Annotated in this window: 29 protein-coding genes; 21 read left to right on the top strand and 8 right to left on the bottom strand. The window is 62.1% G+C overall.

Going from position 1 to position 22,869, the window contains the following annotated elements:
• Positions 1 to 2: 2 nt before the first annotated feature.
• The 3 genes from sucC to AC13C2_RS14015 all read right to left on the bottom strand — a co-directional run bounded on the left by sucC (position 3) and on the right by AC13C2_RS14015 (position 2,950).
• Positions 3 to 1,196 (bottom strand): ADP-forming succinate--CoA ligase subunit beta, encoded by a 1,194-nt coding sequence (gene sucC / locus AC13C2_RS14025; protein ID WP_482887184.1) that lies wholly within the window; start codon positions 1,194 to 1,196, stop codon positions 3 to 5.
• A 302-nt stretch (positions 1,197 to 1,498) separates the two neighbouring features.
• The gene (gene mdh, locus AC13C2_RS14020) at positions 1,499 to 2,461 is read right to left on the bottom strand and encodes a malate dehydrogenase (RefSeq protein WP_339643719.1); all 963 of its coding nucleotides are present in this window, start codon (positions 2,459 to 2,461) and stop codon (positions 1,499 to 1,501) included.
• A 159-nt stretch (positions 2,462 to 2,620) separates the two neighbouring features.
• On the bottom strand, positions 2,621 to 2,950 hold the full coding sequence (locus AC13C2_RS14015) for a hypothetical protein (protein ID WP_482887183.1): 330 nt from the start codon (positions 2,948 to 2,950) through the stop codon (positions 2,621 to 2,623).
• A gap of 262 nt (positions 2,951 to 3,212) precedes the next feature.
• Between AC13C2_RS14015 and AC13C2_RS14010 the strand changes: the two genes are divergently transcribed.
• From AC13C2_RS14010 to AC13C2_RS13990, 5 genes are read left to right on the top strand one after another with little or no spacing between them, the layout of a single operon-like run.
• Positions 3,213 to 4,070, top strand: a complete 858-nt coding sequence (locus tag AC13C2_RS14010) for an HpcH/HpaI aldolase/citrate lyase family protein (RefSeq protein ID WP_482887182.1) — start codon at positions 3,213 to 3,215, stop codon at positions 4,068 to 4,070.
• A 3-nt stretch (positions 4,071 to 4,073) separates the two neighbouring features.
• Positions 4,074 to 4,619: an NnrU family protein gene (locus AC13C2_RS14005; RefSeq protein ID WP_482887181.1), complete on the top strand. Its 546-nt coding sequence runs from the start codon at positions 4,074 to 4,076 to the stop codon at positions 4,617 to 4,619.
• Between the two features lies 1 nt (position 4,620).
• A complete protein-coding gene (locus AC13C2_RS14000) occupies positions 4,621 to 4,827 on the top strand; it encodes a DUF1737 domain-containing protein (protein ID WP_092760143.1) in 207 nt (68 codons plus the stop codon).
• The gene (locus AC13C2_RS13995) at positions 4,824 to 5,849 is read left to right on the top strand and encodes a MaoC family dehydratase (protein ID WP_482887180.1); all 1,026 of its coding nucleotides are present in this window, start codon (positions 4,824 to 4,826) and stop codon (positions 5,847 to 5,849) included. Before AC13C2_RS14000 ends, AC13C2_RS13995 begins: the two co-directional genes overlap by 4 nt.
• A 38-nt stretch (positions 5,850 to 5,887) precedes the next feature.
• Positions 5,888 to 6,580: a DUF4344 domain-containing metallopeptidase gene (locus AC13C2_RS13990; protein ID WP_175495766.1), complete on the top strand. Its 693-nt coding sequence runs from the start codon at positions 5,888 to 5,890 to the stop codon at positions 6,578 to 6,580.
• 68 nt (positions 6,581 to 6,648) lie between these two features.
• Here the strand turns inward: AC13C2_RS13990 and AC13C2_RS13985 are convergent, their stop codons facing one another.
• The gene (locus AC13C2_RS13985; RefSeq protein WP_482887179.1) at positions 6,649 to 6,978 is read right to left on the bottom strand and encodes a DUF3140 domain-containing protein; all 330 of its coding nucleotides are present in this window, start codon (positions 6,976 to 6,978) and stop codon (positions 6,649 to 6,651) included.
• 247 nt (positions 6,979 to 7,225) lie between these two features.
• On the opposite strand from AC13C2_RS13985, the gene sdhC reads away from it, so the two are divergent.
• The 10 genes from sdhC to AC13C2_RS13935 all read left to right on the top strand — a co-directional run bounded on the left by sdhC (position 7,226) and on the right by AC13C2_RS13935 (position 13,140).
• Positions 7,226 to 7,609, top strand: a complete 384-nt coding sequence (sdhC, locus tag AC13C2_RS13980) for a succinate dehydrogenase, cytochrome b556 subunit (RefSeq protein ID WP_482887178.1) — start codon at positions 7,226 to 7,228, stop codon at positions 7,607 to 7,609.
• Positions 7,610 to 7,622: 13 nt separating this feature from the next.
• Positions 7,623 to 7,994, top strand: coding sequence for a succinate dehydrogenase, hydrophobic membrane anchor protein (sdhD, locus tag AC13C2_RS13975; RefSeq protein ID WP_482887177.1), 372 nt, complete (start codon positions 7,623 to 7,625; stop codon positions 7,992 to 7,994).
• 12 nt (positions 7,995 to 8,006) lie between these two features.
• Entirely contained in the window at positions 8,007 to 9,818 is a 1,812-nt protein-coding gene (gene sdhA / locus AC13C2_RS13970; RefSeq protein WP_092760155.1) for a succinate dehydrogenase flavoprotein subunit, read from the top strand.
• Between the two features lie 46 nt (positions 9,819 to 9,864).
• Complete coding sequence (locus AC13C2_RS13965; RefSeq protein WP_175495767.1) at positions 9,865 to 10,026, top strand: hypothetical protein; 162 nt, start codon at positions 9,865 to 9,867, stop codon at positions 10,024 to 10,026.
• A gap of 8 nt (positions 10,027 to 10,034) precedes the next feature.
• Entirely contained in the window at positions 10,035 to 10,325 is a 291-nt protein-coding gene (locus AC13C2_RS13960; protein ID WP_092760159.1) for a hypothetical protein, read from the top strand.
• Positions 10,322 to 10,546, top strand: a complete 225-nt coding sequence (locus AC13C2_RS13955) for a hypothetical protein (protein ID WP_482887176.1) — start codon at positions 10,322 to 10,324, stop codon at positions 10,544 to 10,546. The genes AC13C2_RS13960 and AC13C2_RS13955 overlap by 4 nt, the downstream gene beginning before the upstream one ends.
• Positions 10,546 to 11,343 carry a hypothetical protein gene (locus AC13C2_RS13950; protein WP_482887175.1) on the top strand — a complete coding sequence of 266 codons (798 nt, stop codon included), beginning with the start codon at positions 10,546 to 10,548 and terminating at the stop codon, positions 11,341 to 11,343. The genes AC13C2_RS13955 and AC13C2_RS13950 overlap by 1 nt, the downstream gene beginning before the upstream one ends.
• A complete protein-coding gene (locus AC13C2_RS13945; protein WP_339643756.1) occupies positions 11,333 to 11,653 on the top strand; it encodes a hypothetical protein in 321 nt (106 codons plus the stop codon). The genes AC13C2_RS13950 and AC13C2_RS13945 overlap by 11 nt, the downstream gene beginning before the upstream one ends.
• Positions 11,654 to 11,665: 12 nt before the next feature.
• On the top strand, positions 11,666 to 12,445 hold the full coding sequence (locus tag AC13C2_RS13940; protein ID WP_339643757.1) for a succinate dehydrogenase iron-sulfur subunit: 780 nt from the start codon (positions 11,666 to 11,668) through the stop codon (positions 12,443 to 12,445).
• 179 nt (positions 12,446 to 12,624) lie between these two features.
• Entirely contained in the window at positions 12,625 to 13,140 is a 516-nt protein-coding gene (locus AC13C2_RS13935) for a redoxin family protein (protein WP_482887174.1), read from the top strand.
• A gap of 55 nt (positions 13,141 to 13,195) precedes the next feature.
• On the opposite strand, the gene AC13C2_RS13930 is transcribed toward AC13C2_RS13935, so the two are convergent.
• Complete coding sequence (locus AC13C2_RS13930; protein WP_482887173.1) at positions 13,196 to 13,369, bottom strand: hypothetical protein; 174 nt, start codon at positions 13,367 to 13,369, stop codon at positions 13,196 to 13,198.
• Positions 13,370 to 13,644: 275 nt separating this feature from the next.
• Between AC13C2_RS13930 and AC13C2_RS13925 the strand changes: the two genes are divergently transcribed.
• Positions 13,645 to 14,850, top strand: coding sequence for a type III PLP-dependent enzyme (locus AC13C2_RS13925; protein WP_482887172.1), 1,206 nt, complete (start codon positions 13,645 to 13,647; stop codon positions 14,848 to 14,850).
• Positions 14,851 to 15,018: 168 nt separating this feature from the next.
• Here AC13C2_RS13925 and deoD read toward each other — a convergent pair whose 3' ends face one another.
• The 3 genes from deoD to AC13C2_RS13910 form a co-directional block, all read right to left on the bottom strand.
• A complete protein-coding gene (gene deoD, locus AC13C2_RS13920) occupies positions 15,019 to 15,723 on the bottom strand; it encodes a purine-nucleoside phosphorylase (RefSeq protein ID WP_482887171.1) in 705 nt (234 codons plus the stop codon).
• A 69-nt stretch (positions 15,724 to 15,792) separates the two neighbouring features.
• On the bottom strand, positions 15,793 to 16,098 hold the full coding sequence (locus tag AC13C2_RS13915) for an H-NS histone family protein (RefSeq protein ID WP_482887170.1): 306 nt from the start codon (positions 16,096 to 16,098) through the stop codon (positions 15,793 to 15,795).
• A gap of 67 nt (positions 16,099 to 16,165) precedes the next feature.
• Positions 16,166 to 18,127 (bottom strand): methylmalonyl-CoA mutase family protein, encoded by a 1,962-nt coding sequence (locus tag AC13C2_RS13910; RefSeq protein ID WP_482887169.1) that lies wholly within the window; start codon positions 18,125 to 18,127, stop codon positions 16,166 to 16,168.
• Positions 18,128 to 18,304: 177 nt separating this feature from the next.
• Between AC13C2_RS13910 and AC13C2_RS13905 the strand changes: the two genes are divergently transcribed.
• The 5 genes from AC13C2_RS13905 (at position 18,305) to AC13C2_RS13885 (ending at position 22,869) form a co-directional block, all read left to right on the top strand.
• Positions 18,305 to 19,672 (top strand): 1-acyl-sn-glycerol-3-phosphate acyltransferase, encoded by a 1,368-nt coding sequence (locus AC13C2_RS13905; RefSeq protein ID WP_482887168.1) that lies wholly within the window; start codon positions 18,305 to 18,307, stop codon positions 19,670 to 19,672.
• 108 nt (positions 19,673 to 19,780) lie between these two features.
• Positions 19,781 to 21,073: a crotonyl-CoA carboxylase/reductase gene (ccrA, locus tag AC13C2_RS13900; RefSeq protein ID WP_482887612.1), complete on the top strand. Its 1,293-nt coding sequence runs from the start codon at positions 19,781 to 19,783 to the stop codon at positions 21,071 to 21,073.
• A gap of 198 nt (positions 21,074 to 21,271) precedes the next feature.
• Positions 21,272 to 21,463, top strand: coding sequence for a hypothetical protein (locus tag AC13C2_RS13895; protein ID WP_092760181.1), 192 nt, complete (start codon positions 21,272 to 21,274; stop codon positions 21,461 to 21,463).
• The gene (locus AC13C2_RS13890) at positions 21,423 to 22,133 is read left to right on the top strand and encodes a helix-turn-helix transcriptional regulator (protein WP_482887167.1); all 711 of its coding nucleotides are present in this window, start codon (positions 21,423 to 21,425) and stop codon (positions 22,131 to 22,133) included. The genes AC13C2_RS13895 and AC13C2_RS13890 overlap by 41 nt, the downstream gene beginning before the upstream one ends.
• A gap of 115 nt (positions 22,134 to 22,248) precedes the next feature.
• Entirely contained in the window at positions 22,249 to 22,869 is a 621-nt protein-coding gene (locus tag AC13C2_RS13885; protein ID WP_482887166.1) for an acyl-homoserine-lactone synthase, read from the top strand.

Below are 22,869 nucleotides of genomic sequence, written 5' to 3'. Positions count from 1 at the left end.
TCCTAACCCTTGACCGCCTTCACGATCTTCTGGGCCCCGTTCTTCAGGTCGTCGGCGGCCACGACGTCCAGACCGGACTCGTTGATGATCGCCTTGCCTTCCTTGACGTTGGTGCCTTCCAGCCGGACGACCAGCGGCACCTTGAGGCCGACTTCCTTGACGGCGGCGACCACGCCTTCGGCGATGACGTCGCAGCGCATGATGCCGCCGAAGATATTGACCAGAATGCCCTTCACCTGCGGATCGGAGGTGATGATCTTGAACGCCTCGGTCACCTTTTCCTTGGTCGCGCCGCCGCCCACGTCGAGAAAGTTGGCGGGCTCCGCGCCATACAGCTTGATGATGTCCATCGTCGCCATGGCAAGGCCTGCACCATTGACCATGCAACCGATTTCACCGTCCAGCGCGATATAGTTCAGGTCGTATTTGGAGGCGGCGAGTTCCTTGGGGTCCTCCTCGGTTTCATCGCGCAACTCGGCGATGTCCTTGTGACGGTACATCGCGTTGCCGTCGAAGCTGACCTTGGCGTCCAGCACCTTGAGCGTGCCGGTGTCGGTCACGATCAACGGGTTGATCTCCAGCATCTCCATGTCCTTCTCGGTGAAGGCTTTGTAGAGGTTGCCCATCAACTGCACGCACTGCTTGACCTGCGCGCCCTCCAGCCCCAGCGAAAAGGCGATACGACGGCCGTGAAAGGGCTGATAGCCGGTGGCCGGATCGACGCTGAAGCTGACGATCTTGTCAGGCGTGTTGGCGGCGACTTCCTCGATATCCATGCCACCCTCGGTGGAACAGACGAAACCGATTCGGCTGGTCTGACGATCGACCAGCAGCGCCAGATACAGTTCGCGCGCGATGTCGGACCCGTCTTCGATATAGATGCGGTTGACCTGCTTGCCTGCCGGGCCGGTCTGATGAGTGACCAGGGTGCGGCCCAGCATTTTCTTGGCTTCCTCGGCGGCTTCCTGAACGGATCTGGTCAGGCGAACGCCGCCTTTCTCGCCGGCATCGGCCTCCTTGAACTTGCCCTTGCCGCGTCCACCGGCATGGATCTGCGCCTTCACAACCCAGAGCGGCCCATCGAGCTGACTTGCCGCGTCCTTGGCATCCGCCGCCTTGGTGACCGGCACACCTTCGCTGACGGGGGCCCCGTATTCGCGCAGCAGCGCCTTGGCCTGATATTCGTGGATATTCATGGGATGCGCCCCCGCTGGGTCAATGAAGCTTGGGCATCGCCTTGCCATGCCCCGGTTGGCAATAAAACGGGTATATCGGCAATTGTGCGGATTTCAGCCGCATAATGTACATTTGTGATCACATGATAAGGGTCTGTGATCACAAGAAGCTGAGTCCGACTTCATCCTGCGATTTTCACAGCATCGACGGTCTGTTCTGCATCCGCTGCCCCCAGTTCTGCCGCAGTCAGGTATGGCGATCGGCAAACGAATAAGGGCGACGCCTTTCGACGTCGCCCTTTGTTCTACACGGTATGAAACCTTCAGGTCAGGCTGGGGTCTATTGCCTTGCAGGCCTCGACCAGACCCCGCACGGCATCTACCGATTTGTCGAACATCGCCTGCTCGTCGCGGGTCATCTTGATATCGACGACGCGCTCGATTCCACCGGCCCCGATGACCGTCGGAACGCCGACGTACATGCCGTTCAACCCGAGCGCGCCATCGACATAGGCCGCACAGGGCAACAGGCGCTTCTGATCCTTGAGATAGGCTTCTGCCATCTCGATTGCGGAGGACGCCGGGGCATAGAACGCCGAGCCGGTCTTGAGCAGACCGACGATTTCCGCGCCGCCGTCACGGGTGCGCTGAATGATGGCGTCGAGTTTCTCCTGGCTCGTCCAGCCCATCTCGACCAGATCGGGCAGGGGAATGCCGCCGACCGTGGAATAGCGCGCCAGCGGCACCATCGTGTCGCCATGTCCGCCCAGAACGAAGGCGGTGACATCACGCATCGAGACGTCGAATTCTTCCGCCAGGAAGTGACGGAAACGGGCCGAATCGAGGACCCCGGCCATGCCGACCACCTTTTCATGCGGCAGTCCGGAGAATTCGCGCAACGCCCAGACCATCGCGTCGAGCGGGTTGGTGATGCAGATGACGAAGGCGTCGGGGGCGTTGTCGCGGATGCCTTCACCCACGGCCTTCATGACCTTGAGGTTGATGCCCAGCAGGTCGTCGCGCGACATGCCCGGCTTGCGAGGCACGCCAGCGGTGACGATGCAGACGTCTGCACCCGCGATATCGGCATAATCGTTGGTGCCGCGCAGTTTGACGTCGAACTTCTCGACCGGGCCGGACTCGGCGAGGTCGAGGGCCTTGCCCTGCGGCGTGCCTTCGCTGATGTCGAAGAGGACGACGTCCCCCAGTTCCTTGAGGGCGACCAGATGGGCGAGCGTGCCGCCGATCTGTCCGGCGCCGATGAGAGCGATCTTGGGTCGGGCCATGTCTGTCTCCGATATGTCCGCATGAATCCGGCGGAGGCGTAGCGGATGCGCGCCCCCAAGCGCAAGGGTGTGCGGATGTTGTGATCACCGCTGACATGTTGGCGCGGCGGCGAACGGCCCGACGCTTGCCGGTCAGGCCAGGGGTCTGTGCGCCCGCGATCAGGTTTCGGCGTCGGCCAGATATGCCAGATCGTCCATCCGGTCTTCCCAGGCCTGACCGGACGCGACAAGGCACATGCGCCCGTCGGGCAGTGTCACGGTGATCGTCCACGTGCCCGTCGCCTCGGACGCGAAAACCTCGAGGACGCGGTTTTTCTTCCCGATGCCGATGCCGCGACGGGTTTCACCGAACTGACTGGAGAGTTTCGCGACCATATCACCGCGCGGCCCGCAGGCGGCCTGTTGGGCATGCGCGGGCAGGGCGAACAGGGCCAGGGCCGCGCCGATCAGTGTGGCGTAGAGGGACATCATCAACTGGGTCTTCGTCATATCGCATTCCTTTCGTGGCGATGACCGGCCGCGACAGGAACGAGAAAGCTGCTGGGCCGTCTCATCCGTTGGCAGCCAGGTCGTTTGGCCCGAAGTGATGTCAGGGAAGCTGCCTGAAACCTGCGAATAAACGGTTAACGATCGGACGCCCCGCCACGCCGCGAAGCAGCAGGCACAGGCGAACGATTCGTGCGGCTGGGGGCAAAAACTCTTGCCATTCGTTGCGCATGGTGCTTCGAAGCGACGCCAAGGAGGCCTTGTCATGCGCCAATCAGACCGTCCTGTCCGCTCCGTCCTTTATATTCCCGGCTCCAAGCTGCGGGCGCTGGAAAAGGCCCGCACGCTGCCGGTCGATGCAATCATTTTCGATCTGGAGGACGCCGTCGCACCGGACGAAAAGGTAAGCGCCCGCAATACTTTGGCGGATGCCCTGAAAGCAGGTGGTTTCGCGCCGCGTCAGTGCATCGTGCGCATTAACGGGACCGATACCCAATGGGGTGCCGACGACCTGGCGATGTTCGCGCCACTGGCACCCGACGCGATCCTGCTGCCCAAGGTGAACACGTCCGAGGACGTTGCTGCGGCTGCGAAAGAGTTGACCGGCGAGACGCTAATCTGGGCGATGATGGAGACACCGGAGGGTATTCTGAACGCCGCCGCCATTGCCCGTGCACCGCGCATGGGGGGATTCGTGATGGGCACGAACGACCTGGCCAAGGACCTGAATTGCCGGGATCGGGCGGATCGTCTGCCCCTGATGACGGCGCTTCAGACCTGTCTGCTGGCGGCGCGGGCGACGGGGATCCCCTGCGTCGACGGCGTCTTCAACGCGTTCAGGGATGACGACGGTCTGCGCACCGAATGCGAACAGGGCCGCGACCTGGGGATGGACGGCAAGACGCTGATTCACCCCGCACAGATCGCCATCGCCAATGCCGCCTTCGGTCCGACCGATGCCGAGGCCGAACTGGCCTGGCGCCAGATCGCAGCTTTTGACGCCGCGATCGCCGAAGGGAAGGGCGTTGCCGTGCTGGATGGGCGCATTATCGAGAACCTTCATGTGGACACGGCCCGCCGGACACTGGCAAAGCTGGCCGCGATTGCCGCATTGGAGAGCTGAACCATGTATCTTCTGATTCTCGGACTTGCCCTTTGGGCCGGGGCCCATTTCTTCAAACGCCTGGCCCCTGCCGTCCGCGCAAAGATGAGCGCTTCGGGCAAGGCGCTGGTGGCGGCGCTGTCCGTCCTGGCCATCGTGCTGATGGTGATGGGATACCGGGCGACCGATTTCGTTGTGATCTGGGAACCGCCAGCGGGCATGCGGCATCTCAACTACCTTTTGATGGTGGTGGCATTCTACCTGTTCGGTGTCGGCGCGGCCAAGGGCACGACCGCAGGCTGGCTGCGCCATCCGCAACTGTCTGCCGTGATTGTCTGGGCCGTCGCGCACCTGCTGGTGAACGGCGATCTGTCGGCCATCGTCCTGTTTGGCGGGCTGCTCGTCTGGGCAATTGCCGAAGTGATCGTGCTGAACCGAACCACCACATGGGTCCGTCCTGCCGACGTGTCGATCAAGGGCGATGCGAAAGCTCTCGTGATCGGTCTGATTGTCATGTCCATCGCCATCGCCATCCATATCTGGCTTGGCGTCAACCCGTTCGGAGGCTGATATGTCCACGCTCTACCGTCTGCTGACTGCCGAGGATTCATCGGCATTCTGTCACAAGATCACGGATGCACTGGCCAAGGGATGGGTTCTGCATGGATCCCCCTGCTATGCTTTCGACCCGGCGACGAACGTCATGCGGTGCGCGCAGGCGGTGACCAAGAACATCGATGCGGAGTACACACCCGACATGAAGCTGGGAGCGCAATGACCAAGACCAATCCGGGCCGCTTCTTCGAAGACTACACGATCGGCCAGACCATTCGTCACGCCGTCCCCCGGACCGTCGCGGAAGGGGAACGGGCGCTATACACCGCGCTCTATCCTCAGCGATTCGCCGTCGCGTCGTCGGACGCCTTCGCGCTGGAGTGCGGGCTGGACGGCAGTCCGATGGACGATCTGATTACGTTCCACACGGTTTTCGGCAAGACCGTCCCCGACATTTCGCTGAACGCCGTGGCCAATCTTGGATACGCCGAAGGCCGGTTCCTGCAATCCGTGTTTCCGGGCGATACGCTGCGGTCGGAATCCGAGGTGATCGGGCTCAAGCAGAATTCGAACGGCAAATCCGGAGTGGTCTGGGTTCGAACCACCGGTCTGAACCAGTCGGATGAGCCGGTGCTGAGCTATGTGCGCTGGGTCATGGTCCGCAAGCGCGACGTGGATGCCCCCGCGCCGGAGACGGTGATCCCGGATCTGGCCGACGTCGTTCCGCCCGAGGCCCTGATCGTGCCCGAGGGGCTGACCTTCGACAGCTACGATTTCGCCTTGGCCGGAGAGCCGCATCGCGCTGCCGATTACGAGATCGGCGAGCGCATCGACCACGTCGACGGCGTTACCATCGAGGAGGCGGAGCATATGTTCGCCACGCGCCTGTGGCAGAACACGGCCAAGGTGCATTTCGATGCCACGCATCGCGAGGATGGCAGGCGTCTGATCTATGGCGGCCATATCATCAGTCTTGCGCGTGCCCTGTCGTTCAACGGGTTGGCCAACGCGCAGATGATCGCGGCGATCAACGGCGGCTCTCATGCGAACCCGTGCTTTGCGGGCGACACCGTGCGGGCCTGGTCCGAGGTGCTGGACCGGGCTCAGGTCGCGCCCGGCATTGCGGCGCTGCGCCTGCGGCTGGTGGCGACGCGGGGGGCGGCGTTCGCATTGCGGGGCGAGGACGGCAAATATCTGCCCGACGTCCTGCTGGACCTCGACTATTGGGCACTGATACCGGCCTGAGGCTTGTTCGACGGGGCGAAATGCGGTCTGATCGTCGTATGATCCGAGCGGCTGCCCTGCTTCTGGGCCTGATGGCCGCCACGCCCGCCGCAGCGGATTTCGTGCTGAGCAACCTGCGGTTCACACTGTATCACGAGGTCGGGCATGCCGTGATAGACCAGATGCGTGTGCCGCTGTTCGGGTCCGGGGAGACGGCGGCGGACGGCTTTGGCCTGATGGTCGCCGACCGCCTGCACTCCGAAACCGAGATGCGCGAGATCATCACCGATATGACGCGTCTTGGCCGGACCGAGGCGGCGCGGGAAATATTCGACCCCTGGTCCGAATACATGCCCGGCGCACAGCGGATGTCGCGCGCGATCTGTCTGTGGTTCGGCCTGAAACCGACGGAGCGCGGCGATCATGCCCGCGCATTGGGAATGCCCCCCCAGGAAGAGTGGGCCTGCATCGAGAATGCCCGCGCCCTGCGCTCCGCGTGGACACCGATCCTTGATGATCTTCGACCCGACGGGACAGGCGGCGTCAGCCTGCGGGTTGCCGCCACCGGCAAGGCGCTGCGCCTGCTGGCCCCGGACATCGCGCGTCTGAACAAGGAGATCGCACTGCCGCGTCCAACGCCGGTAACCATCGAAAACTGCGGAGAGGACAATGCCTATTATTATCAGTACGATGATCGAATCGTTATCTGTGCCGAACTGGTCACCGGGCTGCGTCGGGATGCCCTGCGCTGACCGTGGTAACAGACGCCGGACAAAAGTCGGAAACGTGACTGACGGAACCGATGCGCCGGACCCCAGCGTCAGGATTTCAGCGGGTCATGTCCCCAGTTCATCAGCGAATAACGCCATGCTGATGTCCGGACACCGCTATCGGGGCCGCCCTGTGCCAGATGCCGTTTGATAAAGCCCACGACCTTGGCCATGTGATCCCAGTCGGCGTCGGTCAGGTCGTCCTTGGTGGCGCGTCGGATCTCGACGATGCGACGACCCGAGCGGTGACCTTTGGACTCGCCTTCGCCGGCACCGACCGATTTGCTTTCTTCCGTTTCCAGCCAGTCTTCCAGCTCCTTCGGGGCTATGTTGACCAGATCTCTCCATTCGTCCCAGACGGTTTCGCGTGACTTCGACATGACTTTCCCCGGTTTTGCACCTTCAGGCTTCAAACCTGCGCATCCGGACCACGGTTCCGGCAATTCTTGTGATCACGGCAACCAACCTGTGATCACGGATTGCAGGTATTCGGGATATTTCCGGCGTCTGCGACCGTGCGCCCCCGTGACTCCGCCGTGAAATCCGCTAGGACTACGGCGAACGAGAACAATCCGACGACTTGGGCGACTCCATCGGTCCCGGTCGCAGCAGCCAAGGAGGTCCGCGATGGCCGACGTGAACCGGGGCAATCGCCCGCTCAGTCCGCACCTGCAAATCTATCGCCCGCAGATGACGTCGATATCCTCGATCCTCATGCGGATATCGGGGAATGCGCTGATCGTGGCGGCCCTGATGATCACATGGTGGTTCGTGGCTGCCGCCGCAGGGCCGGATGCCTTTGCGACCGCCGACGCCTTCGTCACGTCGTGGTTCGGTAAACTGGTGTTCATCGGCTCTATCTGGGCGATCTGGTATCATCTGCTGGGCGGGATCCGCCATCTGATCTGGGACACCGGCCGCGCGCTGGACGTTGCGACCGCTGAAATGATGGGATGGGGCATGGTCGGCGGGTCGATCCTGCTGACACTCATCACCATCGCTATCCTGTAAGGGGCCTGCACACATGTCATATCTCACCGATCGCAAGCGCGTCGAAGGTCTTGGCGCCGCAGGCTCCGGCACGACGCATCACTGGCAGCAGACGATCCTTTCCATCGCGCTGGTCGTTCTGATCCCCTTGTTCATTTTCACGTTCGGCACGGTTCTTGGCGGCACCTACGAAGAGATTGTCGCTTATTACTCCCGCCCCGTTCCGGCATTGATTGCGCTGTTGACGCTGGTTGTGGGTTGGGTTCACTTCGCCAAGGGTGTTCAGGTTCTGATCGAGGACTATGTGTCCGGTTCGACCCGCAAGTTCATGATCGTCGCGACCAACTGTGTCAGCTATGCTGCTGCGCTGGCGGGCGTTTACGCCATCGCCCGCCTGGCGCTGTAAGGAGAACGACAGATGGCTGCTTACGAATACGAGACGCATGAATATGATGTGGTCGTGGTGGGGGCCGGCGGTGCCGGCCTGCGCGCGACGCTCGGCATGGCCGAACAGGGCCTGCGCACCGCCTGCGTGACCAAGGTATTCCCGACCCGGTCGCACACCGTTGCCGCGCAGGGCGGCATCGCGGCCAGCCTTGGCAACATGGGCCCCGACAGTTGGCAATGGCACATGTATGACACCGTCAAGGGGTCGGACTGGCTGGGCGATACCGATGCGATGGAATACCTCGCCCGCGAAGCGCCCAAGGCGGTTTATGAGCTGGAACATTACGGCGTGCCGTTCTCCCGCACCGAAGAGGGCAAGATCTACCAGCGTCCCTTCGGCGGCCACACCACCGAATTCGGCGAAGGCCCCCCGGTGCAGCGCACCTGCGCCGCCGCCGACCGTACCGGCCACGCGATCCTGCACACGCTCTACGGTCAAAGCCTGAAGCAGAAGGCCGAGTTTTTCATCGAATATTTCGCGATCGACCTGATCATGTCGGAGGACGGCACCTGTCAGGGCGTGCTTTGCTGGAAGCTGGACGACGGCACCCTGCACCTGTTCAGCGCCAAGATGACGGTGCTGGCAACCGGCGGTTATGGCCGTGCCTATTTCTCGGCCACCTCGGCCCATACCTGCACCGGCGACGGCGGAGGTATGGTCGCGCGTGCGGGCCTGCCGTTGCAGGACATGGAGTTCGTGCAGTTCCACCCGACCGGCATTTACGGCGCCGGTTGCCTGATTACCGAGGGCGCGCGCGGCGAGGGGGGATACCTGACCAATTCCGAGGGCGAGCGGTTCATGGAACGCTATGCCCCGACCTACAAGGATCTGGCGTCGCGCGACGTGGTATCGCGCTGCATGACGCTGGAAATCCGCGAGGGGCGCGGTGTCGGCAAGGACAGCGACCATATTCACCTGAACCTCAGCCACCTGCCGCCGGAAACGCTGGCCTTGCGGCTGCCGGGCATTTCGGAGAGCGCGCGCATCTTCGCCGGCGTCGATGTCACCAAGGAACCTGTGCCGGTTCTGCCTACGGTCCACTACAATATGGGTGGCATCCCGACGAATTACTGGGGCGAAGTGCTGGCCCCGTCTGACGGCAAGGACGATAACGTAGCGCCCGGTCTGATGGCAGTGGGCGAGGCGGGCTGTGCCTCCGTTCACGGTGCGAACCGTCTGGGTTCGAACTCCCTGATTGACCTCGTGGTCTTCGGCCGCGCCGCCGCGATCCGGGCTGGCGAAATCGTCGACCCATCGACCCGCGTTCCCGAGCCGAACATGCGCTCGGTCGAGATGGCACTGGCCCGCTTCGACGGTCTGCGCCACGCGCGCGGTCAGGTCGCCACCGCCGAGCTGCGTCTGGAAATGCAGAAGACGATGCAGGACGACGCCGCCGTCTTCCGCACCTCCGAAACCCTGGCCCAGGGCAAGGACAAGATGGAGGATATCGCAGGCAAACTGTCGGATGTCGCCGTCACGGACAACACGCTGATCTGGAACTCCGACCTGATGGAGACACTGGAACTGGCCAACCTGATGCCCAATGCCGTGGCCACCGTGGTCGCCGCCGAAGCCCGCAAGGAAAGCCGGGGTGCCCACGCGCACGAGGATTTCCCCGATCGCGACGATGAAAACTGGCGGAAGCACTCGCTGACCTGGTTCAGGGGCGACGCGATGAAGGCCGATCTGGGATATCGCGGTGTCCACGTAAACCCACTCACCAGTCACAACGACGGCGGCATCGACCTCAAGAAGATCGCGCCGAAAGCCCGTGTTTATTGATCGAAGCCCATTGGCAACCGTAGGGCACATCGCGGCGGCCTTCGCTTTGACCAGCGTTGCAGCCTGCGTCCCCAACACGCCCGAGGCGAGGCGCGCGGCTTATCTCGACTGCGCCCGCGATCAGGGGTTGGTCGTGGAGAACGATACGATCCGCACGTCCAGCGCGGATCTATCGCGGTTGGATGCCTGCGAGGCGTTGCCCCGATGATCCGGCACATGCTCTTTCTTCTGCCTCTGGTCGCGACAGCCTGTGCACCGGTTCCGATGACGCCGGAACGGGCTGCCCGCCAGTGCCGCGCCGAGGCTTCGCAGGCCGACGGCATCTCGGGCAGCGTGGGCGCGGGGGTCAGCAACCGGGGGTCCTTCGGGACTGGTTCGATCACGATCACCAACCGTGTCTTCAACCCGCAGACCGAAGCCGAGTTCGTCGCCGACTGCATCGCCCGCCGTATGGAAGGCCGCCCGGAGCCGACGACTTTCGGCGTTTCCATCGGAGGCCGGACATGACGCGCGCCGCGATCCTTCTGGTCGGCATCGTTTTGACCGGCTGTAACGCCGCGACGGGCGGAGCTCCGGTCACCGTGGCCGACGGGTCGGTCCAGCCCGGGCTGGCATCCTGCCTGACGGCCATCGGGCGTTCCGATGTTGCCGCCGACCCCGACGCCGACATGAGCGATGCCGAGATCGAGGCGCTGCTGACCTGCACCGCCGACAGGGCAGGTCGCTGATGGACCTTATCGCCCCCCGCGTCCTGTGCATCGGCACGCACCACAAGACCGGGACGCTGTGGATGCGGACCGTGTTCCGCAAACTGGCGCAGGCGCTGGGTATCGAGTCGCATCAGGTCTTTGCGGGCAGTGGTGACGGCATGGTCCCTGCCGCCGACCGGGTGTTTCTGTTCCAGTGGTCGTCGGCATTTCCGCCGGTCATCCTCGACCGCCCCGACGCGCGCATCCTGCATGTGATCCGCGACCCGCGCGACGTGCTGTTGTCCGGCATGCGATATCATCGCACCGCGCCTGCGGGCGGCGAGGAATTCCTGCATACCCCCCGCGCCGATCTGGACGGATTGACCTATCAGCAGCATCTGAACGCACTGCCCCACGACAGCGCCCGCCTGATGTTCGAGATGGGCGAAAAACATGCGGAGACCCTGACCGCGATGACCGCGTGGGACTACGCCCGTGACAATACGATCGAAGCCCGGTTCGAGGATCTGATGCAGGACCATGACACCCGTGGCTTCAGCGATCATCTGCGCAATCTGGGTCTTCCCGAGGTCGAGGTGGCCCAAGGCGCGCGTATTTTCTGGGACAGCGCCCTGTTCGGCGGGCTGGCCGCACCCGAGGCGCGGGCCGACCGGGTCAAGGCACATGTCACCGGGGGTTCCGGTTCCGGCTGGCGCGACGCGCTGCCGGGCGACGTGGCACAGGCCTATGCCGCGCGGCACGGTGACGCACTGATGACCCTCGGTTATGAAACCCATCCGACCAACTGGCTAACGGAGGTTCGCAATGCGGCCTGACCTGCTTCTGACGCTTCCCTTGCTCTTGGCGGCCTGCACGTCGCCCATCGCCGATACGTTGGCGCGGGATGCGGCCAAATCTGCGGTGAACCCCGTGATCGCGGCGCGCTTTCCCGGCATTCCGCTGGAACCGGCGACGAACTGCATTATCGACAACGCCTCGGCCGGTGAAATCGTGCAACTGGCGACCCTGGCCGGTTCAGGCGCGAATGACGCCGCCACGCGCATCGTGCTGGATATCGCCCAGCGTCCCGACACGATCCGGTGCATCGCGACCGAAGGTCTGCCGGTGTTGCTGAACACCCTCTAGGAGGTCCGAGACATGGTCCAATTCACCCTTCCCAAGAACTCGAAGATCACCGTCGGCAAGACCTGGCCCAAGCCCGAAGGCGCGGACAACCTGCGCAGGTTCCAGATCTATCGCTGGAACCCGGAGGATGGGAAAAACCCGCGGCTCGACACCTATTGGGTGGACCTTGATACCTGCGGACCGATGGTTCTGGACGCGCTGATCAAGATCAAGAACGAGGTCGATCCGACGCTGACCTTCCGCCGCTCCTGCCGCGAAGGCATCTGCGGGTCCTGCGCGATGAATATCGACGGCGTGAACACCCTCGCCTGCACCTGGGGCATCGACGAGGTGAAGGGCGACGTGAAAATCTATCCGCTGCCGCACCTGCCGGTCATCAAGGACCTTATTCCCGACCTGACGCATTTCTATGCGCAGCATGCCAGCGTCATGCCGTGGTTGGAAACCAAGTCGAATGCACCTGCCAAGGAATGGCGCCAATCCATCGAAGATCGTGAAAAGCTGGACGGGCTGTATGAATGCATCATGTGCGCATCCTGTTCGACCGCCTGTCCGTCTTATTGGTGGAACGGCGATCGCTATCTGGGACCGGCAGCGCTTCTGCATGCCTATCGCTGGATCATCGACAGTCGCGACGAGGCCACCGGGGAGCGGCTGGACGATCTGGAAGATCCGTTCAAACTGTATCGCTGCCATACAATCATGAACTGCGCCAAGACCTGCCCCAAGGGTCTGAACCCGGCGCGCGCGATCCAGAACATCAAGAAGATGATGGTCGAGCGACAGCTCTGAACCTGAACCGCACTGAAACGGCTCCCGGCGCAAGCCGGGCCATTCTGGTGTCTGACTGTTCCGTGATCTGCGTGCATCTGCGAAGCCTCCCCTTGGCCGGTATGCGGGAGTGAAGGATGGGCGGCGGCGCTCTATTGCCTGAACAAACGAGATCAGGAACACAATTGAAAGGCCCCCCTATGCTCAGGATCAACGCCCCGGCACCCGCCCTTGGTTTTCCGCTGCTGACCGGCGACAGGTTCAACCTCACCGGGGAAACGCCCGAAAACTTCACCTTGGTGATTTTCTATCGCGGTCTGCACTGCCCGATTTGCCGCAAGCAGATCGAAACGGATGTAGTCCCGAACCTGAAAGCACTGGCTGAAAAGGGCGTAGATGTCGTCGCAGTTTCGATGGACGAGGAGGAGCGCGCCCGCAAGCAGGAAGCGGAGTGGAATTTCGGTGACCTGCGCGTAGGATACGCCCTGACGGAAGCCACGGCGCGCGAATGGGGGCTATATATTTCCAGCGCCCGCAATGGCAGCACCGAACCCGAGATTTTCTGCGAACCCGGCATGACGCTGGTGCGTGCCGACGGCAGCGTCTTTGCCCATTGGCAGCAATCCGTGCCCTTTGCCCGACCGGGCATGGGCGACCTGATCTCCGGGGTCGGCTTCATCGTCGACAATGACTATCCGGCGCGCGGCACGGCCTGACCCGCCCCGAACGGGGCCTCGGATGACCGGGGCCCTTTCGACAAGCTCAGGGAATTTACGGTTGAACCTGTGCCCCGGTCGAGCTTGTGACCGTACCGCCCGAAATGGCGGTATCGGTCGTCGCTTCGATTTCGGCGGTGGTGTCGACGCGGTTGTTGGCAGCGGTCTGGCAACCTGCAACCAGTGCCATCAAGGGAAGGGCAAGGCTCAGCTTCACGGTCCTGGACATAGGGTCTTTCTCCGTTTCAGTCTTCGGGTAAACCTCGCGGTTGGGTCGAATGTTCCGCATCTTCGCGGTGAGGCAGGATATCGCGGAAGCACAGAGCGTATTTTCTGAATTTTCCGTATTGACCCGAATCCGGTTTGGCCCCACATGGCCCGCATAGACGCCAACGCACGCGCCTCTGGCACGGCTTAACGCACGGTTACGTAGCGACGGTAACGTCTCCTTGGAAGTGAGCGGTCTTAGTTGGGGAATCCCCAAAATGGCCGGGTCTATTGGAGATGACCATGAACGCAGTAACCGGCTTTGGCCGTCCGCCCTTCGTCGCGACACCCGCCGTCGAATTCGCCTCCTCGCGCGTCGCGTCCTACATTGCCGCCCATGATTTCGCGCATCCGACGCTGGTCATGGACGTCGATGCGGTCGAGCGTCAGTTCAACGCTCTCTCTGACGGCCTGATGACCCGCACCGGTCGTGCCCACATCCATTACGCCGTCAAGGCCAATCCCCATCCCGCCATCATCGAGCGTCTGGTCGGGCTTGGCTCGGGCTTCGATGCCGCCTCCCGTGGCGAGATCGAGCTGGTTCTGGGTCAGGGTGCCGACGTCGATCACGTCTCCTTCGGCAATACCATCAAGAAGGCGTCTGACATCCGTTTCGCCCATCACGCCGGCGTCACCCTGTTCGCCGCCGATGCCGAGGAAGAGCTGGACAAGATCGCCGAAAATGCGCCCGGCACCCGTGTCTACATCCGCGTCATCGTCGACAACGACGAGGCGGACTGGCCGCTGTCGCGCAAGTTCGGTTGCGCCGCCGACAAGGTCATGACGCTGCTGGGCCGCGCCCGCGACCTGGGCCTGATCCCCTTCGGCCTGTCGTTCCACGTCGGATCGCAGACCCGACAGGCCCGCATGTGGACCGGCACGCTCGATCAGGTCGCCGCCATCTGGCACCGCGCCAATGAGGCCGGTTTTGGCCTGCAACTGCTGAACATCGGCGGCGGTTTTCCTGCCTTCTATGGCGAAGATATCCAGCACCCCACTTCCTATGCCGCCGAGGTGATGGGTCTGATTGCCGACCGCTTCGGCGACGTCCCCCAGATCATGGCCGAGCCGGGCCGCAGCATGGTCGCCGATTGCGGTGCCATTGCCGCCGAAGTCATCCTTGTGTCGAAGAAGTCCGAGGACGACCTGCACCGCTGGGTCTATCTGGACATCGGCAAGTTCTCGGGTCTGGCCGAAACCATGGACGAAGCGATCCGCTATCAGTTCGTCACATCCCGCGATGGCGACGAGACCGGCGCCTGCGTTCTGGCCGGCCCGTCCTGCGACAGCGCCGACGTGCTCTATGAAAAGCGCCCGATACAGTTGCCCGTGACCCTCAGAGCAGGGGACAAGATCATCATCCGCAACTGCGGCGCCTACACGACGACCTATTCGTCTGTCGGCTTCAACGGCTTCCCGCCGCTGGATCAGATCGTCATCTGAGGCAGGCCATCGTATCGGACCGTCATATGCCCCTGCCTGTCCCGGCGGGGGCATTTTCACGTCTGCACTGTCCTGCATGTCTGTGCGCATCGCCTGCACACCGCCGCCATGGTCCCCCGCGACCCGCGACTGGCCCGAGGCCATCTTCAACCCGCTTCGCAGATCCGTTCAGGCAAATGCCGCTTCCAGGGCGATCTCCACCATGTCTCCGAAGGATGACTGGCGGTCCGACGCGGGCAGGGCCTCCTGCGTGAGCAGGTGATCGCTGACCGTTAGAACGGCCAGGGCGCGGCATCCATGCCGGGCCGCAAGAGTATACAGTTCCGCCGCTTCCATCTCGACGGCCAGAATACCGTGTCGCGTCATCTGTTCGTTCAGATCCGGCCGCTCGTCATAAAAGACGTCCGACGAATAGATGCCACCCACGTGAACATCGTTCGCCTTGGTCTGCGCTGCCGCATACGCTGCCATCAGCAGGCCGAAGTCGGCACAGGGGGCAAAGTTGATATCGCGCAGGATGCCGCGCGACGGGGTCGAGAGGCTGCTGGCGGTCTGCGCCAGCACGACATCGCGGATCTTGACATATGGCTGCATCGCGCCGGCCGACCCGATCCGGATCAGCGTTCTGGCCCCGTATTTCGTGATCAGCTCATTGGCATAAATCGACAGGCTGGGCATTCCCATCCCGGAGCCGTGGATCGTGACCCTGTTGCCGCGCCACATCCCCGTGAACCCCAACATCCCACGCACGTCGTTAACCAGTTCGGGACCATCCAGAAACGTCTCCGCTGCCCATTTGGCGCGCAGCGGGTCTCCCGGCATCAGTACGGTTTCGGCAATCTGTCCGCGTCCGGCGCGAATGTGGGGGGTCATGACGGGGCCTCGGATATGAAAAAGGGACGCGGATCGGCGTCCCTTTTCCCAGAATTCCGAAGTGAAAGTCTAGATCGCCATATCTTCGGCGGACTTGCCGCTAGAAAGCGCATCCTTGAACCACTGCGGCTGACGCCCGCGGCCCGACCAGGTCTTTCCCGGATTTTCCGGATGGACGTATTTCGGAGCGGCTCCCCCGGACTTGCCCTTTTTCCCGCCAGCGAAGTCGTTCAGCGAATAGCCCATTTCCTTGGCCATCGCCTCCAGCTTGGACTGGGCTTCCCGCTTCTTGCGTTCGTCATAATTCTTGAGCGCCAAAGTAACCTGCTTCTGAAGACTCTGCAGTTCTTCGCGGCTCATGTTGTCGAGCTTCATGATTTCCCCCTTTTTATCACAGACACCAATCCGCAATAGCCGCTGTCAATTTCATTTGCAATGACTGCTATTCGGCCGCCATTCCCGACGGGTCTGCCAGTGCGACGATATCGGCCATGATCCGGTTCAACTCGAAATCCTTGGGGGTATAGACGGCGGATACGCCAAGGCTGCGCAATCGATCTGCATCTTCCTCGGGAATGATGCCTCCCACTATGACGGGAACGTGGGCCAGGTCGGCATCCCGCATTCGTGTCATTAATTCCTCGACCAGCGGCAGATGGCTTCCCGACAGGATCGATAATCCGACGACATGCGCACCATTATCGATTGCTGCGCTGACAATTGCTTCGGGCGTCAGGCGAATGCCTTCATAGCGGATCTCCATTCCACAATCGCGGGCTCGCACGGCAATCTGTTCGGCACCGTTGGAATGACCATCCAAACCCGGTTTTCCCATCATGAAGGTCAAACGCCGGCCCAGCCGGTCCGAGACCGCATCGACCGCCGCGCGCAACTCGTCCAGTCCTTCGACCGCATTCGATGGCGACGCCGATACGCCCGTTGGCCCCCTGTATTCACCATGAACGGCGCGCATCACGCCCGCCCATTCGCCGGTCGTCACGCCCGCCTTCGCCGCCGCGACCGATGGCGGCATGATGTTCGTGCCGTCCCGCGCAGCCTGTCTCAGGGCGACCAATGCCTCCTCGACTGCATGGGCATCGCGTGCCTCGCGCCAGGCGTCCAGCCGCCCGATCTGATCGGCCTCGACCGCCGGGTCGACGGTCATGATGCCGCCGTCCTCCCCCACCAGCGGCGATGGCTCGCCTTCGGTCCAGGCGTTGACGCCGACCACGGTGGTTTCGCCGCGTTCGATGCCGCCCAGACGCGCGGCATTCGATTCCACCAGCCGCGATTTCATGTATTCGATGGCCGCGACCGCACCGCCCATTCCATCCAGAATGGCCAATTCCGCCCGCGCCTCGGTTTTCAGGGCTTCGACCTTTGCCGCCACGACCGGTGATCCGTCGAACAGGTCTCCGTATTCCAGAAGATCCGTTTCATAGGCCAGAACCTGCTGCATTCGCAGCGACCACTGCTGATCCCAGGGACGCGGCAATCCCAGCGCTTCGTTCCATGCGGGCAATTGAACGGCGCGGGCCCGTGCCGATTTCGATAGCGTGACGGCAAGCATTTCCAACAGGATGCGATAAACGTTGTTTTCCGGTTGCTGTTCCGTCAGGCCCAGCGAATTGACCTGAACGCCATAGCGGAACCGCCGGTATCTCGCGTCCTCGACTCCGTAACGCTCGCGACAAATCTCGTCCCACAATTCGACGAAGGCGCGCATCTTGCACATCTCGGTCACAAACCGGATGCCGGCATTCACGAAGAATGAAATGCGCCCGACCAGTCTCGGGAAATCCTCGGCCGGAACCTTGCCCTGCAATTCATCCAGAACCGCCGTCGCCGTCGCAAGTGCGAAAGCCAGTTCCTGCTGCGGAGTCGCCCCTGCTTCCTGCAGGTGATAGGAACAGACATTCATCGGATTCCATTTCGGAATTTCGGAATAACAATATTCCGCAACGTCCGAGATCAATTTCATCGAGGGTTTTGGCGGCAAGACGTAAGTGCCCCGCGACAGGTATTCCTTAACGATGTCGTTCTGGACCGTTCCCTGCAACGTGGCGATATCCGCGCCCTGTTCCTCGGCCACCGCGACATACAGCGCCAGCAACCAAGGAGCCGTCGCGTTGATCGTCATCGAGGTATTCATCTGTTCCAGCGGAATATCCGCGAACAGCGCTCGCATGTCGCCCAGATGACCGACCGGAACGCCGACCTTGCCGACTTCGCCCCGCGCCAGAATATGGTCGCTGTCATATCCGGTCTGCGTGGGCAGATCGAAAGCCACCGACAATCCGGTCTGCCCGCGTGCGAGGTTCGACCGGTACAGCGCGTTCGATTTTTCCGCCGTTGAATGACCTGCATAGGTACGGAACAGCCAGGGGCGATCTTTCTGCGACACGGCGACCTCATGGGTAATATTATTTCTTGTCAGGTCGATTATGGGGAAGATCAGACAAGTGTCAATTCGCCGCGCTGCGGCAATATTATGTGCGCAAATCTGTATGACCCGGGTAATACCATGGTATGCACCGTGATATGATCGCCATTATTTTCTGTTTCGGCTGACCGTTCGCATATGTTTCGCACCGTCGAGCTGCCACTGTGGACCGTCATCCTTCTGGTCATCTTCGCGGCCGTAACTTTCGCATCCCATTTCCTGTTTCCATCTGTCCGATGGTACTTCCGCAAGCGGGCGGAACGTCTGATCGCGCAGTTGAACACCAAGTTGAATCGCCCGATTCAGCCGTTCAAGCTGGCGCGGCGGATGGATACGATCAACCGGCTCATCCATGACCCCGAGGTCGCGCAAGCGATCGTCGATCACGCCCGCGAACAGGACATGCCCGAAGACGTCGCCTATGAAACCGCGCGCCGCTATGCGCGCGAGATCGTGCCGGGATTTTCGGCGCTGCTGTATTTCGGCGTGGCAACCCGATTGGCCCGATGGTTGTCCCGGTCACTCTACCGCGTGCGTGTCACGGGCGAGGCCGAAGCCTTGGCGGGCATCGATCCGAAAGCGACGGTCATCTATGTCCTGAACCATCGGTCCAACATGGATTATGTGCTGGTCACATGGCTTGCCGCGCACCAGGCCGCACTGGCCTACGCCGTTGGCGAATGGGCCCGACGCTGGCCCCTGGGCCCGCTGATCCGTGCAATGGGGGGGTATTTCGTGCGGCGGCGCAATCTGAACCCGCTCTATCGTCGCGTTCTGGCTCGGTATGTCCAGCTTGCCACGGCCAACGGCGTGACGCAGGCGGTTTTCCCGGAAGGTCGATTGTCGCGGGACGGGGCGTTGCAGGCGCCGAAACTGGGCATTCTCAGCTACATCCTTGCGGATCATGATCCGCAAGATACGCGGGATGTCGTCTTCGTTCCGGTTGCGGTGAACTACGAACGTGTTCTGGAAGACCGCGTCCTGATTGTGGCCGGAGGCGAGACGGCGCACAGTTTCCGCCTGCGTTGGTGGATGGTGGCGCGTTACCTGTGGCGGCATCTGCAGTTGCGCCTGACGGGGCGTTTCACGCGGTTCGGCTATGCTGCCGTCGTCTTCGGGCGGCCGCTCTCGTTGCACCGCTTTCTTTGGCAGGGCCACGCCGACCCGGCTGCGGCCCTGGGCAATGCGCTGATTGACCGGATCGGGGAAGTTTTGCCGGTGCTTCCGATGGCCTTGGTCTGCGAGGCATTGAACAAAGGGGCCCGCGATGTTGCCGTGGTGGCCGCGCACCTGGAGACGCGGGCAGAAGACTGGCGCGAAGAAGGCCGCGCCGTCTACTATGCCCAACGCGAGGCCCGCGATACGGCAATGGTAGCGCTGCGAATGCTCGGGGTTAGAAAGGCTTTGCGACTCGATGGGGATCGGATTGTCGTCGCCGAGGACTGGCTGCCGGTGATTGCCTACTATGCGAATACTTTGCCGACGCAGAAATCTGACGAGACATAAAATTACGTGTATGAACTTTTCGGGGTTGGAAAGTTACGCGCACCTTGTTATTTTCACTGCAATGCAGCGCGAAGAATTCCGCGCCGCGGCATGATGGAGATGACCGAAATGGCTCTGGATACATACCCCACACCGCCGACCTATGACGCGGTGGCCAAGGATCTTTACGAAATGGGCGAGATGCCCCCTATGGGCCATGTGCCAAGGCAGATGTATGCTTGGGCCATTCGCAAGGAACGTCACGGCGAACCCGACACGGCGATGCAACAGGAAATCGTGGACGTTCCCGCCTTGGACAGCCACGATGTGCTGGTCCTCGTGATGGCTGCGGGCGTGAATTACAACGGTGTCTGGGCCGCGCTCGGTGTCCCGATCAGTCCGTTTGATGGCCACAAGGCCCCTTATCATATCGCCGGGTCCGACGCATCGGGCATCGTCTGGGCGGTCGGTGACAAAGTGAAACGCTGGAAGGTCGGGGACGAGGTCGTCGTTCACTGCAATCAGGACGACGGCGACGACGAGGAATGCAACGGCGGTGACCCGATGTTCTCGACCTCGCAGCGGATCTGGGGATACGAGACGCCGGACGGCAGCTTCAGCCAGTTCACCCGCGTCCAGTCTCAGCAGCTCATGCCCCGTCCCAAACACCTGACGTGGGAGGAATCGGCCTGTTACACCCTGACGCTGGCCACCGCGTACCGGATGCTGTTCGGGCACGAACCGCATGACCTGAAGCCCGGCCAGAACGTTCTGGTCTGGGGCGCGTCGGGCGGGCTTGGCAGCTATGCCATTCAGCTGATCAATACCGCCGGGGCCAATGCCATCGGTGTCATCAGCGACGAGGGCAAGCGCGATTTCGTCATGGGACTGGGTGCCAAGGGCGTGCTGAACCGCAACGATTTCAGTTGCTGGGGCCAGATGCCCACTGTCAATACGCCCGAATACAACACCTGGTTCACCGAGGCGCGAAAGTTCGGTAAGGCGATCTGGGACATCACCGGCAAGGGCAACAACGTCGATATGGTGTTCGAACATCCCGGTGAGGCGACGTTCCCGGTATCGACGTTCGTCTGCAAGAAAGGCGGAATGGTCGTGATCTGCGCCGGGACGACCGGATATAACCTGACGTTCGATGTCCGTTACATGTGGATGCACCAGAAGCGGTTACAGGGCAGCCATTTCGCACACCTGAAACAGGCGGCGGCGGCCAACAAGCTGATGGTGGAGCGTCGGCTGGACCCTTGCATGTCCGAATGTTTCGAATGGTCGGATTTGCCCGAGGCTCACATGAAAATGCGGCGCAACGAGCATAAGCCCGGCAACATGGCGGTGCTGGTTCAGGCTCCGGTGACAGGTTTGCGAACCCTGGAAGACGTGATCGAGGCAGGCCCGTCCAACTGACCGAACCGATTCTGTCGGATACCACCATGACAAGGTCCAAAATGTTCGCATTTCGTTCCGGAGCGCTTGCAGGGTCAGAGTGTTGCACTCCGGCACCCCACCAGATCGGGGGAGGAGGAATCCGCGAATATCCCCACGTCATCTGCCCCGACTAAGCTGTGGTTAATCATTCATTAACCTCCGTGAAAGGAATGTCGGATGTCGAAGGAATGGATCATCGACGTATTGGGCGATCTTCGCGGTTTCGCTCGGGCCAATGCCATGCCTGTTCTGGCAGATCAGCTGGAGGAGGCGCTCGTCGTGGCCGCCCTCGAAATCGCTCCGTCGCCCGGAACGCAGGCGGGGCCGGATGGCGCGGAAACTGGACGACATGCTGGAGCGGTTGGGTAAAACCACCAGTCTTTGCGATCTTCAAAAAACCGTTTTCGACCTGCGCGACGCCTATGAGGTCGAACATCTCGTCTACCATTCGGTAAAATCCAGCGGTGCGCAGTGGGCCGCACTGACCTATGCGCCCGAATGGGTCGATACCTATGTCGCCGAGAATTTCCAGACCATAGACCCCGTCGTCCTGTCCTGCTTTCGCGGGTTCAGGCCGATCGACTGGAAGACTCTCGACTGGTCGGGTCGCCCGGCCCGGACGCTTCTGGGCGAAGGGTTGGCGAACGGCCTTGGAAATCAGGGGGTCAGTCTGCCCATACGGGGGCCGTCGGGGCAGTTCGCGCTGTTTACCGTCAATCACAAGGCCGGGGATGACAGTTGGGCGCGGTTCATCCGCCAGAACATGCACGACCTGTTGCTGGCCGCACATTACATCAACGAACGCGCGCTGGCGCTGGAGGGCGAGGGTCATGCCCCCCATCAGTCGCTGTCGCCACGCGAAACCGATGCGTTGACCCTTCTGGCCGCCGGGCGATCGCGCGCACAGGCGGCGGAGCGCCTGAAGATCAGCGAACATACCTTGCGGGTCTATATCGAAAGCGCCCGGTTCAAACTGGGCGCGCTCAATACCACGCATGCTGTCGCCAGTGCCCTGTCGCGCGGCCTGATCGGCCTGTGACCCGTGATACCGTACGCGGGGCCGTTCCGTATTATCCGAGCTGCCGACCGCTTACCGTCTTTTAACCTGCTCGGGCTGAATCCCTTCCGTCATCAACGACCGGAAGGACCGCACGATGATCCGTTATCTCTTTGGCTCGCAACTGGACGAGCACTGCGATCTGTCATCCGCGATGTTCCGCGACAGGACGGCCCAGTTTCGCGATCGAATGGGTTGGGATGTCATTGTCGACCCGCTGGGCTGGGAAACGGATGAATTCGACGCCCTCGATCCGCTGTATGTCATCGCCGAAGACGCCACGGGCGGCCATGCCGGGTCGCTGCGGTTTCTGCCGACAACAGGTCCGACGATGCTGCGCGACGTATTTCCGCATCTGACCGGCGGGCGGGCGATCCGCGACCGGCTGATCTGGGAATGCACCCGCTTCTGCTTGTCGCCCAGCTCTGATGGCACCGTGGCGCGACGGCTCTTGCTGGCGGCGAGCGAACTGGGGCTGGGCATGGGGTTGTCCCATGCCGTCGGCGTTTTCGACTTTCCGATGGTGCGCATCTATCGACGCCTTGGCTGGCCGCCCGAAGTCTTGAGAAGTGCCGATGGCATCTCCGCCGGGATATGGACGTTCTCGGATCAGACGCACGACATGCTTTGCGGGGCGACCGGCATTTCCGCGCGGGCCTCGCGCGATTGGTACGAGGCGCAACTGGGCGACGTCCTGCCCCTTCCCGTCCGCGCCTGA

The sequence above is a fragment of the Jannaschia sp. L-14R genome (assembly GCF_056857695.1).
The sequence above is the reverse complement of the archived record's forward strand: the minus strand, read 5'-3'. Positions and strand labels throughout refer to the sequence as shown.